The 13,998-nt window shown below is 36.4% G+C and carries 13 protein-coding genes and 1 tRNA gene; 9 read left to right on the top strand and 5 right to left on the bottom strand.

Annotated elements, in window-relative coordinates; genetic code table 11:
* Positions 1–44: 44 nt before the first annotated feature.
* The gene (uvsE, locus tag ACWPVE_RS03910; protein ID WP_453990888.1) at positions 45–998 is read right to left on the bottom strand and encodes a UV DNA damage repair endonuclease UvsE; all 954 of its coding nucleotides are present in this window, start codon (positions 996–998) and stop codon (positions 45–47) included.
* A gap of 188 nt (positions 999–1,186) precedes the next feature.
* Between uvsE and ACWPVE_RS03905 the strand changes: the two genes are divergently transcribed.
* Both ACWPVE_RS03905 and aac(6') read left to right on the top strand, forming a co-directional pair.
* Positions 1,187–2,044, top strand: a complete 858-nt coding sequence (locus ACWPVE_RS03905; RefSeq protein ID WP_453990886.1) for a hypothetical protein — start codon at positions 1,187–1,189, stop codon at positions 2,042–2,044.
* A 110-nt stretch (positions 2,045–2,154) separates the two neighbouring features.
* The gene (gene aac(6') / locus ACWPVE_RS03900) at positions 2,155–2,592 is read left to right on the top strand and encodes an aminoglycoside 6'-N-acetyltransferase (RefSeq protein WP_453990884.1); all 438 of its coding nucleotides are present in this window, start codon (positions 2,155–2,157) and stop codon (positions 2,590–2,592) included.
* A gap of 37 nt (positions 2,593–2,629) precedes the next feature.
* Here the strand turns inward: aac(6') and ACWPVE_RS03895 are convergent, their stop codons facing one another.
* Entirely contained in the window at positions 2,630–3,082 is a 453-nt protein-coding gene (locus tag ACWPVE_RS03895) for a nucleoside deaminase (RefSeq protein WP_453990882.1), read from the bottom strand.
* 176 nt (positions 3,083–3,258) lie between these two features.
* Here ACWPVE_RS03895 and ACWPVE_RS03890 point away from each other — a divergent pair, with 176 nt between their 5' ends.
* The gene (locus tag ACWPVE_RS03890; protein ID WP_453990880.1) at positions 3,259–3,807 is read left to right on the top strand and encodes a DUF6241 domain-containing protein; all 549 of its coding nucleotides are present in this window, start codon (positions 3,259–3,261) and stop codon (positions 3,805–3,807) included.
* 9 nt (positions 3,808–3,816) lie between these two features.
* Here ACWPVE_RS03890 and ACWPVE_RS03885 read toward each other — a convergent pair whose 3' ends face one another.
* Together ACWPVE_RS03885 and ACWPVE_RS03880 are read right to left on the bottom strand one after the other, a co-directional pair.
* A complete protein-coding gene (locus ACWPVE_RS03885) occupies positions 3,817–4,161 on the bottom strand; it encodes an ArsR/SmtB family transcription factor (protein ID WP_453990878.1) in 345 nt (114 codons plus the stop codon).
* A gap of 21 nt (positions 4,162–4,182) precedes the next feature.
* The gene (locus tag ACWPVE_RS03880; protein WP_453990876.1) at positions 4,183–5,940 is read right to left on the bottom strand and encodes a SulP family inorganic anion transporter; all 1,758 of its coding nucleotides are present in this window, start codon (positions 5,938–5,940) and stop codon (positions 4,183–4,185) included.
* Positions 5,941–6,329: 389 nt separating this feature from the next.
* Between ACWPVE_RS03880 and ACWPVE_RS03875 the strand changes: the two genes are divergently transcribed.
* Positions 6,330–6,403: transfer RNA gene (locus tag ACWPVE_RS03875), tRNA-Gly, on the top strand.
* A 71-nt stretch (positions 6,404–6,474) separates the two neighbouring features.
* Here the strand turns inward: ACWPVE_RS03875 and ACWPVE_RS03870 are convergent.
* The gene (locus tag ACWPVE_RS03870) at positions 6,475–7,140 is read right to left on the bottom strand and encodes a B3/B4 domain-containing protein (protein ID WP_453990874.1); all 666 of its coding nucleotides are present in this window, start codon (positions 7,138–7,140) and stop codon (positions 6,475–6,477) included.
* A 98-nt stretch (positions 7,141–7,238) separates the two neighbouring features.
* On the opposite strand from ACWPVE_RS03870, the gene queG reads away from it, so the two are divergent.
* From queG to yhbH, 5 genes are all read left to right on the top strand, one after another.
* Positions 7,239–8,372, top strand: coding sequence for a tRNA epoxyqueuosine(34) reductase QueG (queG, locus tag ACWPVE_RS03865; RefSeq protein ID WP_453990872.1), 1,134 nt, complete (start codon positions 7,239–7,241; stop codon positions 8,370–8,372).
* 143 nt (positions 8,373–8,515) lie between these two features.
* Positions 8,516–9,400, top strand: coding sequence for an amidase domain-containing protein (locus ACWPVE_RS03860; protein ID WP_453990870.1), 885 nt, complete (start codon positions 8,516–8,518; stop codon positions 9,398–9,400).
* A 103-nt stretch (positions 9,401–9,503) separates the two neighbouring features.
* Positions 9,504–9,986 (top strand): tRNA (uridine(34)/cytosine(34)/5-carboxymethylaminomethyluridine(34)-2'-O)-methyltransferase TrmL, encoded by a 483-nt coding sequence (gene trmL / locus ACWPVE_RS03855; protein ID WP_453997343.1) that lies wholly within the window; start codon positions 9,504–9,506, stop codon positions 9,984–9,986.
* A gap of 518 nt (positions 9,987–10,504) precedes the next feature.
* Positions 10,505–12,400, top strand: a complete 1,896-nt coding sequence (locus tag ACWPVE_RS03850) for a PrkA family serine protein kinase (protein WP_453990868.1) — start codon at positions 10,505–10,507, stop codon at positions 12,398–12,400.
* Positions 12,401–12,796: 396 nt separating this feature from the next.
* Positions 12,797–13,978 (top strand): sporulation protein YhbH, encoded by a 1,182-nt coding sequence (gene yhbH, locus ACWPVE_RS03845; RefSeq protein ID WP_453990866.1) that lies wholly within the window; start codon positions 12,797–12,799, stop codon positions 13,976–13,978.
* Positions 13,979–13,998 lie beyond the last annotated feature (20 nt).

Here is a 13,998-nt window from a genome sequence, read left to right as displayed (position 1 = left end):
TATCATCGTCTATTCCTCTTAGTGATTGAAAAGGTAACGCTTTTTTACCACTCCACTGTTGAACTAGATATTCGTTTTATCCCTCTAATTGATGAGATTTCTTCAACAAGCTTCTGCATCGCAAGGTTCTTCTGTTTTGCTTCAATCATAATGTCGAAGTCTTGATTAAGTGATTTAGCCATCTTTAAAAATGGCAGGATAAAATCAAGAGATACATAATCAGCATGGGAGCGGTACGCATTATCGGACTTTGGTGATGAAATATGTACTTTTGGTACGGTCGGCCTGTTGTCCCATGTCCTGAAAATACGTTCCAAATAAAGAGAAAGGTCGACATCACCTTTATTTGCCATATAGTGATGATAATCAAGAATCATCGGGATATTTTCTTTTTCACAAGTTAGTAATGTTTCCTGAACATCATAGGTTTTGTCGTCATTTTCAAGAGTCATTTGTTTCTTAATCTCATCTGGTAACCTTTTTAAGTTTAGATGGAAACGTTCTAATGATGTTTCCTTATCTCCATATGCACCACCAATATGGATATTAAGGATCCCTTTTTCTAAAGCCTTTAAGGCTTTGAGCATCTTATAATGAAATTCCATATCTTTTATAGCGTTTGTTGTAACCTCATCTCTGGGGCTTGTGAAAAGTGTGAATTGATTAGGGTGAAAGCTTACCCTTATATTTGATTGTTGAATAAGTGTTCCCAGCTCGTCCCATTCTTTTTTAAATGGGGAAATAAAGTCCCACATTACTTCAGGGTGGGTGGCAAGCGGGACAAGTGAGCTTGATAACCGATAGAGTTCTATTTCATGCGCGATATTATAGTGCAAAATTCTTTTCGTATGAAGTAAATTCTGGGCAGTGACATATTTAAGTTTTTCCATCCGTTCATCTTTTGGAAGAGCTGCAAACCGAGTAAAAGTTAATGATTTTGAAGGACTTGCATCCCATAAATCTAATGCATTTGCCACATAACCAAAACGAATTTTCATTTTTACCCTCTTTTAGGACGAAAGGACAGTTCCTTCGTCGTGTAATTAATTTGTTTTGGGACACTGAAACTCCCTTTTTCACATTGTTTTGATATATTTAATGTAAGGAGAATATGATGTAATTATGCGGATGTTTTTATTTTTATGGGGAGATGAAGAAAATCGAACGATACATAAGAGGTTTCGTGGTGTTGGCTCTAGTAGGGAGTTTAATTTTAAATTTTACTTTATTAACGAAATTAAATCAGCTTGAGGAACAGGTGCATTATATATCAGCTACTTCGCAAGACTTCTCACACAGAATAGATAATCAAGCGAGTCAAGTATACGATGCTTTAGAGGAATTTAAAAACGAGCAGAGCTGGATAAGTAGCGTTACTATGGATATTGATAAAACGAATTTTAACAACGGACAAGCAAAAGCTATTTTTAACTGGCAGATAAAAGAGTGGCAACATGGTTCAAATGTATTATTCCATTATTCATTTGGAGATCGTAAGGAATATTTTACTCTTACGGCAGAAGAAGTTGAGAAAGGCTTTTTTCAGGTGAAAGTTCCATTTGAATTTGACAAAGAACCGCAATGGCATGTTGGCTTGATTACATCTGAGGCCTATCATAGTGAAGAAGTGACAGAAAAAGAATTGGATAGTGAGGATGAGAATTCCATTAACTACTATATAACTGTATCTGATGGTGATTATGTTAAAAGTAGTGAAATCCAGCAAGAGTTTTTAGATAAATTCAGAACAAGCTTTTATGGGATTCTTCAGACCGATGTTCATCAGTTTAAATCAAAATTAGATATTACACTGATTCACTATCAGATTGGTGAAAATTCAGCGAACATAGAAAAGGCATATTTATTAAAATACGAACAAGATACGTTAATCGGTGAAGAAGAAATGCAAACATCAGATGAAAATTCAGCCGAATATGGTGAACGTTTTTTCCAATTAAATCAGGTTGACCCATATGATGAGATGAGACTCATATTAAAAGTAGTCTATAATACCGGAGAAACATTTGAAAAAGAAATTTATTAATCGAACAGAGAAATAGATATCTAATCGTTAATGAAGCTCTCAAAGTTTGACTAGCGGGAAAGAAATATAATCGAACTTGGAATGAAGTAGAGATAGGAGAGAAGGATTCCATGGAAATCGTAAAAGCTACAAAGAAAGATATAGAAGAAATTGTGCAGTTAGCATTATTGTTATGGCCAGACAATATAGTAGATGAACTTACGATGGAGTTCTCTGAACTGATTCATGACAAAAAGGCCGTCCTTTTTATAGCAAATATAGAGAATCAATCAATTGGTTTTGCACAATGTCAGTTACGCTCGGACTATGTAGAAGGAACTGAAAGTAGTCCAGTAGGGTATCTGGAAGGAATCTATGTAAAAGAAGAGCATAGGAGAAATGGTGTAGCTCAACAGCTATTATCAGCTTGTGAAGAATGGGCAAAACGTAAAGGTTGTGTGGAATTTGCGAGCGATGTAGAACTTGAGAATGATGAAAGCCTGCAATTTCACTTACAAAGTGGGTTTCGAGAAGTAAATCGAATAATTTGTTTAACTAAAAAACTATAAGCCTGTCCTCCGCTATTACGGAAACAGGCTTATACCATTATTCTTTTTGTTTCCAATTTTGCATTGGATCTTCTTGTCCTTCAACTAATTTCATCTGGGTCAGTTTGATGGTGCGATCTTCACGATTCCTTTTTATTTCATTATATATAAATGCCGATTTATCTAGTCCAACGGCTACAGCATCTTCTAATGACTGACAATAAAAGACCTTTTCAATGCCTGCAAAATACATAGCGGTTAAGCACATTGCGCAAGGCTCACCGCTGGCATACATTGTGTATCCTGATAACTCACTAACTTGTAATTTTTCCTGTGCTCTACGAATCGCGAGTAATTCGGCATGTCCACTGACATCATGTGTTTTATGTAATTCATTTACACCTTCAGACACAATCTCATTCTCTTTAACTAGGACTGCTCCAAAAGGTTGTCCACCTTCATTTACATTTTGTAAAGCAAGCTCAACAGCCCTTTTCATGAATAGATCCATTCATTTCCCCTCCAAGCTTATTTACATCTATTGTATCAAATCATGATACATGTAACATATACATGGTTTTTGATTTTGAAAGAATTTTCAGTTTAACCTTCTATTATATGCTAAAATAATAAAATGGATACATCATACTATAAAGTAAGAATATGGCGAATGATATGGAGGGAAGCATGAAAAACTGGCTCATTGTTTTAGTGATATTAATAGTCATTTCAGTAGGGATTGTGTTTAGTGTAAAAAAGATGCCCAACAGTGGTGATGCTAGTAAATCAATCCCTACATCGAATCAAGAAACTACTAATGTGGACAAATCTGAGGAAACCGACTTATCTCAGGAACAGACCCAGGAATTTGAGGGAGTAACATTTGATCTTGGGTTAAGCGAATCTTCAGATGAAAGGGAAGTAATTGCAGTTATGCATCATATGACACATCAGAAGGTGAAGGCCCATAAAAAGTGGGTATCAAAGCCAATGATTCCTGATACCATAGAGCAAGTTTATACTATTATTTCACAAAGTAATTTTAAAAGAAAAGATGAGCTTTTGGAAATCGCAGAACGATGGAGAGATGGAGATTTCAGTAGAGCTGACAAAGATCATAATTATTTTTGGGAATATCAAGATGGTACCGTTGGAAAAGCATACGGTTTAATGAGTGAAACTGAGGAAAGAAAGTTCATTATCGATGAGTTTGGTGAAGAATATTTACCAGAATAAAAGGATAGTTCATTCCGAACTATCCTTTTCAATTTCCCCAATTTTATCGAGCAAGGAAATAGTATTCACAAGATGGTTATTAAAAATTTGTTTTGCTACCGATAGTAGTTCAACAATCATAGGATCCCTAAGTGAGTAGATAACACGATTTCCATCTTTCGTTCCATATACTATATTTTTAGCACGTAGTACAGTTAGTTGCTGGGACACGGCTGATCCTTCACTACCAATAAGGGTCTGAATTTCATTCACATTTTTATCCCCCTCAGCGAGAAGCTCTAAAATTCGAATCCGCAAAGGATGGGCAAGAGCTTTAAAAAAGTCAGCCTTAAATTTTTGCATTTCTAAATCCACTACCTTACCTCTCTTTCTACGTTAACTCAGTGAAACGCTTCTTTGTTCAACCATTTTTTCTTCGACTCCAGAAAGAGCCTGACATTCCTCAAAAGCAAAATGTCTACAGCCCAAACATTTATTGTGATTGATTTGGGTAAGAGCATAATTAATCGCATCACCAGTATGTTCAAAGAAGTGGTCTTCTCCTATAAGTTCATATAAACCTGTTTTAATAAGAACACTTTTAGGCTGTGATTTAATTCCAGAAACCAGAACAATACCATGCTTTGAGAAGTCCTTAACGATACTTTCTAACCTAGCTTCTCCCGTCGTATCCATAAATGGAACTCTACCAAGTCGTAACAGAAGAACCTTAGGCTTGTAATGTATGGATTTCATAATTTGCTGCTCGAAACTTTGAGCAGCACCAAAAAATAAAGGACCCTCCACATTATAAATACTGATCTGTGGACAATCATGAGATTCAGTTACAACGCGACTATCCACTTTAGCCTGTTTTGTATTAGGATTCGGTAAAGCTTTTTCTGTCACTATTATATCACTCATTCGCTTTGTAAAAAGCAAAACTGCTAAAATGAGTCCTACTTGTACGGCAACTGTTAAATTAATAAACACGGTTAATAAAAAGGTGACAACCAATACTAGAGAATCCCCAGTTTTTGTTTTCAATACATGATAAAAAACCCGACGTTCGCTCATATTCCAGGCAACTAGCATTATTATAGGCGCCATACTAGCCAATGGTATTTTTGATGCGTATGGTGCAAATAGAAGTAAAACAAGTAGAACAACAACACCATGGATGACTCCAGAGAAAGGAGAGACCGCACCAGTTTTAATATTAGTTGCTGTCCTTGCAATGGCCCCAGTTGCAGGAATACCACCAAACAAAGGGGTTACCATATTTGCTATACCTTGACCAACCAATTCCCGGTTACTATTATGTTTGCTGTTTGTCATTCCATCGGCTACAACAGCTGAGAGTAGGGATTCAATCGCCCCTAACATCGCTATTACAAATGCTGGTTGAATTAGTTGAATAATTCGCTCATAAGTAATTTCAGGAAATTGCAAGCTTGGTAGTTTACTAGGTATATCCCCAAATGTTGAACCAATCGTAGCCACTTGGGTTGGGTAAAAAATCGTCGCAATCACCGTTGAAATAAGTAAAGCAAGTAATGACCCAGGAACTTTCGGCAACAATCTCGGGGTCAATAGAAGAATAACCAAACAAATGACAGCAGTTAAAATACTATAACTATTAATCTCTTTAATATGAAGAATGATTTCTTTTATATTGTCTAAAAAAAGTTCATGTTTCTCAATTTGATCGAGTCCAAGAAAATTAGGTATTTGACCTACAAAAATAATTATCGCAATACCAGATGTAAACCCTATTGTAACAGGACGTGGAATAAACTTTATTAGTGATCCTAATTTAAAGATTCCCATCAGTAATAAAATAACGCCAGCCATAAAACCTGCAATTAATAGATTTTCAAATCCATAAGTAGCAACTATTCCAAAAAGAATTGGAATAAATGCACCAGTTGGACCACCGATTTGATACTTAGAGCCTCCAAAGAGTGATATAAGAATACCCGCAATGATGGTTGTATAGATACCATATTCAGGCTTTACACCTGAAGCAATTGCGAATGCCATACCTAGGGGAATGGCAATGATCCCAACAACGACTCCAGAAATAAGATCCTTTTGGAAAGCGTGAATCGAATACCCTTCAAATCTCCCTGTAAAAGCCCATTTACGTTGCATATTTTATCCTTCCTTCTGAATAATAGAATATCTGATTATTTGAATATACATATATAACTTACCCCTTATCGTCATATAAGTCAAAGCATAAGAAGATACTACAAAAAGGAACGACCAAGGAAAAATGGGTGTTCCTGAGAAAATTTTATTATACTGATAAGAAGTTCCTTGCAGTAAGAAGTATGTTAAAAGTATATAAACAACGTGAAAAAAGTTAAAATTTATATTGCAAAATAACATAGAGGTATGTATAATAACTCAAGTAGTCATTTGAAAAAAGTTTTCGACAAAAAGTCACAAAAACCTCTTGCATAACTTTTACGAACTTGTTATAATGTTCACATAAATGATTAACAAAGTTAAAACTTAATAATAACTTTATAAAAAATGCGGGTGTAGTTTAATGGTAAAACCTCAGCCTTCCAAGCTGATGTCGTGAGTTCGATTCTCATCACCCGCTCCATACATATATAACGCAGTGTTTCGTTTCTTAGATAAACGAAGTGTTGCGTTTTTTTATTCTTCTTAGTTTTTTTACAAAACTAAGAAAGGCTCTGCTGTTCCACCATGAACTTGTGTAAACATTGCACCTAGAGATGAAATCAATTTCTCACTGCTTTCATTAGGTAAAGATGGCTTCAAATAGACAATCTGAATGGCATTTTTTGTTTTAGTGGTCACGGCCGTTCTCTCGGAATCCACATAGGGACTTCCAAACGCTCCTGTTTCATCACCTGTTAGGATTTTATCCTTCATCGAAATTTCTCTTCCGTTTATCCCCATATATTTATCGCTAGGTTGTCCAACCCGAATTTCAATTTTTCCATTCATTTTATCTGTGTCATAAATCCCAATAGGTATTTCATATTGCATGGAAAAGAAATTGTTAAGATCAGCAGCTGAATGAATCGAGTGCAAGAAGTTTCGCTTTTGAATCCGACGGTAAATGGCTTCTACGGACGGACGATAGCGATTAGGGTCTGTGCCTACTTGTTTAAAAATACCTCTCCACTCGGCGATTCCCTGGATATCTGTTACGTGCTTGTCCTCTAGATCAAAAAAGAGCGATTCTTGAAAGGTTTGTAATCTACCACGAATCATTTGTGGAGATTCACCAACTTCGATATGATCATATAAAATGACTCCCACTTTAAAATCGGGAACAAGGTCTTTTAATTGTGACGAAATTCGAATTTCCATCATTTATCCCTCCAAAAACTGATGTAATTAGTGTACCATAAATCCTAGTGATTCTATATAGAGAGCGGTTGAAAGCTTGAAGAAAGGAGGCATTTATATTGAATATTAAAAGGTTCCAACAAGAAGTTGTCGAGTATAGTAAAACAATCGGAATTGATAAAATTGGTTTTGCGAGTGCATCACCATTTGAAGAATTAAAGTCAAGGCTACTAAGGCAACAGGAATTAGGTTATCAATCAGGTTTCGAACCTAAGGACATTGAAAAACGAACAAATCCTGAACTACTGTTACCTGGTGCGAAATCAATTATTGCGATTGCCTTAGCTTACCCCGCAAAGCTCAAAGATGCACCAAGAAGTACGCGAACAGAACGCCGTGGGATGTTTGCTCGTGCCTCTTGGGGAGAGGATTACCATCATATTTTACGTAACCGGTTGAAGAAGCTAGAGTCGTTTATAGTAGAAAAATTACCTGATGCAAGGCTACAGTCGATGGTGGATACTGGGGAGTTATCGGATCGGGCCGTTGCAGAAAGAGCGGGCATTGGTTGGAGTGGAAAAAACTGTGCCATCATTACTCCTGAGTTTGGTTCCTATGTATATTTAGGAGAAATGATTACGAATATCCCATTTATACCCGATACTCCGATAGAAGACCAATGTGGTTCGTGTCGAGCATGTTTAGATGCTTGTCCCACTGGAGCATTGGTACAGGGGGGACAAATTAATGCCCAACACTGTGTTAGTTTTTTAACACAAACGAAGGATTTTTTACCAGACGAATTTCGTACGAAAATCGGTAATCGATTATATGGCTGTGATTCTTGTCAAACAGCCTGTCCGAAAAATAAGGGAATTGATTTTCATTTACATGAAGAAATGGAGCCTAACCCAGAAATAGTTAAACCGTTGTTAAAACCGATTCTATCAGTGAGTAATCGTGAGTTCAAAGAAACATTTGGTTCGTTATCTGGCTCATGGAGGGGAAAAAAACCAATTCAACGTAATGCAATCATTGCACTTGCCCATTTCAAAGACAGTAGCGCAATTCCAGAGTTAACGAAAGTGTTAAAAGAAGATCCTAGGCCTGTTCTTCGAGGAACAGCTGCATGGGCACTCGGAAAAATTGGTGATAACAGTGCGGTTGAGATATTAAAAGAGGCAAGCCTTAAAGAAAAGGACGAGCAGGTACTATGTGAAATTGAAAAAGGATTGCAGATGTTGACAACATAAAGGGTGCTATGATGCACCTTTTTTGTTTGTTTAGAAGGGTGGATTCTTCATTAAGCACAATCTGAGCATAAGAAAATTTTCTACTTAAAGCTCATGAACTTACATATTGTTGTAATATCACATCTTGAAGGTGGTGTAGGTTGATGAAGTCGACTTTAGCAAAAGTGATTGAGGCTAAATCTCAAATGTTACTGGGAAATACACGTAGTGCATTATCCGTAAACTTACCCCAAAAAGACATCGAATTGATTCAGCGGAAAAAAGAGCTACTTGCGAAACGTTCAGCAGAAATTGTCAAATGCCATACAAACGCACAGATAATCGGTAAAAATGAAGTGGATGGAAAATTACATCTCAATTATCTTGTTCATTATCAATACTTAATACGACAAAATAAAAATTTGTATGTAGAAGAGCAATGTGAGGAAAGGAAAGCTATTTTCACCTTTAATAAATTAATAAGTGATGAAGAAGTCCCAAAGGAACCAGAAAAACAATATAAGCCAATAGAATATGAAGTTTCAGGAGAGGACACCCGTAATTTTAAATATAATCGATTGGCAGCTGTGCAATATGCGGAGCGTTGGTGGAATGATTATAATCCAAAGTATAAGAAGTTTACTGATAATTGTACGAATTTTATTTCCCAATGTCTTCATGCAGGGGGTGCACCGATGTGGGGGTATCCAAATAGGGGAAAGGGCTGGTGGATGCAAAATAACAATTGGAGTTATAGTTGGTCTGTGGCAAATGCATTGAGATTATATTTAAGTAATTCTAAACAAGGGTTACAAGCAAAAGAAGTATCCTCACCGACTGAGCTTATATTGGGAGATGTCATTTGTTATGACTTTGAAGGAGATGGGCGCTATAATCACAACACGATTGTAGTTGCGAAAGATATTGCTGGATATCCTCTCGTAAATGCTCAGACCCAGAACAGTCGAATGAGGTATTGGTCATACTACGATTCCACTGCATATACGCCGAATATTAAATACAAGTTTTTTCACATCACGAATAATTAAAAAACATAATTAGGCGATATATACCTTATTATGTTCCTCCTCACACGACACTTCTTGGTTGGCAATTACATTCCTATTCATCTTTGGTATAATAACGAATGAGGTGAATATTTTGGGGCTACATGTCGTATTATACCAACCAGAACTACCTGCAAACACAGGAAATATTGCACGTACTTGTGCAGCAACGAACACTACTTTACATTTAATTCGGCCACTTGGATTTTCAACAGAAGATAAAAAGCTTAAACGTGCTGGTTTAGATTATTGGGAGTTTGTTAAGATATATTATTATGATTCATTAGAGGAACTATTTGAAAAATATATGAAAGAAGAATTCTACTTCGTTACAAAATTTGGTCAACGAACACATTCTTCATTTGATTATAGTGATCCACAAAAAGATTATTTCTTTGTATTTGGGCAAGAAACGAATGGACTGCCGAAGGAGCTCATCGAAAAGAAGATTGACCAGGCAATACGCTTGCCCATGACAGAAAATGTTCGCTCCCTAAATTTATCAAACACTGCAGCAATTCTCATTTATGAGGCATTGAGACAACAAAATTATCCTGGACTGTCATAAAAAAAGACCTCTACCACATTGGTAGGGGTCATTTTTTTGTGCGCTTTTCGTTCTTATTTCTTGTTAACTGTTGGTTTATCTTCGTAGCCAGAAGTAAAGATAGCAGCTAAAAATGTAACACAGACACCTAAGATCAGGATTAATTTCATGTGTTTTTCCTCCTTTATGTATAAAGCTAAAAAATGAAAACCACTAAGTATCTAATCTAAATAAAAATCATATACGTGTATTATAACCCAATTTCAATTTTGTGTGAATGTTATCTATGGACAAAATGTAAACATTTTCGTCGTTTTCAAAATTAGGCACAATCACTTTTTTATCCTCCAATAATTGGATACCCGAAATTTTTTTGAAAAATTTTATATTTGTCCAAACAGGAAGTATTGATCACTATTCATAATATTTAGAATAGGACATGTTGAATTTTGTAAGATTAAAGCATGTTAAAGGACATCCTCGCATACATTTTATTAAACCGTGCAAGAGATATCAAAGATGGAGGAGGCCCCTAAATAATGGATATCTTAAAAAAGATAGAACAATTTCGTGAAGAGGAACAACGTTTGAAGTGGGAAGGTACCTTCGCAGAGTATTTGGAGATTCTGAAGGAAAAGCCTTGGGTTGCTCAGTCTGCTCATTCAAGAGTTTATAATATGATTAAGGATGCAGGTGTGGAAGAGGTAGATGGAAAGAGGAAGTACAAATTTTTTGACCACCAATTATTTGGCCTTGAAGAGGCGCTTGAACGCTTAGTAGAGGAATATTTTCATCCAGCAGCAAAACGACTTGATGTTCGAAAACGGATTCTATTACTAATGGGTCCTGTTAGTGGTGGTAAGTCAACACTAGTTTCCATGTTAAAAAGAGGGTTGGAATCCTACTCGCATACGGAAAGAGGCGCGGTTTATGCAATAAAAGGCTGTCCGATGCATGAGGATCCATTACATCTCATTCCACATCATTTAAGAGAAGACTTTTTTGATGATTATGGGATTCGAATTGAAGGGAATTTATCACCGTTAAATATGATGAGGTTACAGGAAGAGTATGGTGGCAGAATTGAGGATGTAAGGGTCGAGCGCATATTCTTCTCCGAGGATAAGCGTGTTGGAATTGGAACATTTAGTCCATCTGATCCAAAATCGCAGGATATTGCTGATTTAACAGGAAGTATTGATTTTTCAACGATTGCTGAATTTGGCTCAGAATCTGATCCACGAGCCTATCGTTTCGATGGAGAATTAAACAAAGCAAACCGTGGAATGATGGAATTCCAAGAGATGTTAAAGTGTGATGAAAAATTCCTATGGCACTTACTTTCCTTAACCCAGGAAGGGAATTTCAAAGCAGGAAGGTTTGCGTTAATTTCAGCAGATGAATTGATTGTCGCTCACACGAACGAAACAGAATATCGTTCGTTTATTTCGAATAAGAAAAATGAAGCATTACATTCACGTATAATTGTAATGCCTGTACCTTATAATCTTCGCGTCTCCGAAGAAGAGCGTATTTATGAAAAAATGATCAAAGAAAGTGATGTGCGTGACGTTCATATTGCACCACATACGCTTAAAGTAGCAGCTATGTTCACAATTCTAACTCGATTAAAAGCACCGAAAAAAGGTGATATTGATATTATCAAAAAGATGAGATTGTATGATGGAGAAAGTGTAGAAGGCTTCAACGCAATTGATGTTGAAGAACTTAAAAAGGAATACCAGGATGAGGGGATGAGCGGAATTGACCCACGTTATGTAATAAACCGTATTTCATCCACCATTATCCGAAAGGAAATTCCATCAATTAATGCACTGGATGTATTACGTTCGCTAAAAGATGGACTTGAGCATCACCCGTCAATTTCAAATGAAGACCGCGAGCGCTATCTAAACTTCATTTCAATCGCGAGACGTGAATACGATGAGATTGCGAAAAAAGAAGTTCAAAAGGCATTTGTCTATTCATATGAAGAGTCGGCTAAGACTTTAATGGATAATTATTTAGATAATGTTGAAGCATACTGTAATAAAAATAAACTCCGCGATCCGTTAACTGGTGAAGAAATGAACCCAGATGAAAAACTAATGCGTTCCATTGAAGAGCAAATTGGAATCTCCGAAAATGCGAAGAAGGCATTCAGAGAGGAAATCCTAATTCGTATTTCGGCGTTTGCACGGAAAGGAAGACGTTTTGACTACAATTCACACGAGCGTCTCCGTGAAGCCATTCAAAAGAAATTGTTTGCGGACCTTAAGGACGTCGTAAAAATCACCACATCCACAAAAACACCAGATGAGCAACAGCTTAAAAAGGTTAACGAGGTAGTAGCTAGGTTAATTGATGAGCATGGTTATAATTCAACATCCGCTAATGAATTACTTCGTTATGTTGGAAGCTTATTGAATAGATAGGGGAAAGAAAATAAGGGTTAGGCCAAATGAATGGTCTAATCCTTTATTTTTCAACGTGTCTTTAGTCGTTACTGCATGTCCATTTTTAAAGCATGGAATTAGTTCCTGTATTATAAATGATTTAGTAGAACTTGTCTAATTTTAAGACTTAGTGCCTAATTTACAAAATTTTTTGTCAATAATATGAATGTTTTGCATAGTATAGAGTAATCTACAATTGCTTTTTATTTTTGCTAAGTAGTAAGAAGTTGGTTTCTTTTTGATTTCAAAACAGGTGTAGTCTAGTAGTTTTTCATTCTAGGATAATCTTTCAGAAACCGTCAAGATAATGTATGAAGGTCAAGGTAAAAATGTGAATGGTTCATAAAAAAATAATAAATTGGGAGGGGAAGGATTATGTCGAAAGGTAGTTCAAAGAATTTTGTTATTTCACAAGAAGATTGGTCCCTCCATCGCAAAGGCCATGATGATCAAACTCGACACCAGGAAAAGGTACAGGATGCTATAAAGAATAATTTACCTGATTTGATAACGGAAGAAAGTATAATTATGTCAAACGGAAAAGATGTTGTGAAAATTCCAATTCGTTCATTAGACGAATATAAAATCCGTTATAACTATGATAAAAATAAGCATGTTGGCCAAGGAGATGGGGATAGTCAGGTTGGTGACGTTATCGCAAGAGATGGCTCTGGACAAAGCGGCGGAAAAGCAGGACCTGGAAAAGGGCAAGGAGCAGGGGATCAAGCAGGTGAGGATTATTACGAGGCTGAGGTTTCGCTTATGGAACTTGAGGAAGCCCTCTTTAAGGAGTTAGAACTACCAAATCTAAAGCGTAAAGAACAAGATCAGAACATCGTTGAGAATATTGAGTTTAATGATATCCGTCGGACTGGATTAATGGGAAATATAGATAAGAAGCGGACGATGATGGCTGCATACAAACGAAATGCGATGGCTGGAAAGCCGAGCTTTCACCCAATTTATCGTGAAGATTTGAAATTCAAAACGTGGAATGAGATTGTAAAGCCAGATTCAAAGGCTGTTGTACTAGCGATGATGGATACGAGTGGTAGTATGGGAATATGGGAAAAGTATATGGCAAGAAGTTTCTTCTTTTGGATGACCCGATTCCTGCGTACGAAATATGAAACCGTTGAAATTGAATTTATAGCCCATCACACAGAGGCGAAGGTTGTATCAGAGGAGGATTTCTTCTCGAAAGGGGAAAGTGGAGGTACGATTTGCTCATCTGTTTACCGCAAGGCTTTAGAAATTATTGATGATAAATATCCTAATACACGCTATAATATTTATCCATTCCATTTCTCGGATGGTGATAATCTAACCTCAGATAATGCAAGATGTGTGAAATTGGTAAATGAGTTAATGAAGGTATCCAATATGTTTGGTTATGGAGAAGTTAACCAGTATAATCGCCATAGTACCCTTATGTCGGCTTATAAAAACATTGAAGATGAGCGATTTAAGTACTATATCTTAAAACAAAAAGCAGATGTGTTCCATGCCATGAAGAGCTTTTTCAAGAAAGACGAAGAGAATAAGGTGTATGCATAAAAAGAGAGGGAAATCCCTCT

The sequence above is a fragment of the Bacillus nitroreducens genome (assembly GCF_964021195.1).
The sequence above is the reverse complement of the archived record's forward strand: the minus strand, read 5'-3'. Positions and strand labels throughout refer to the sequence as shown.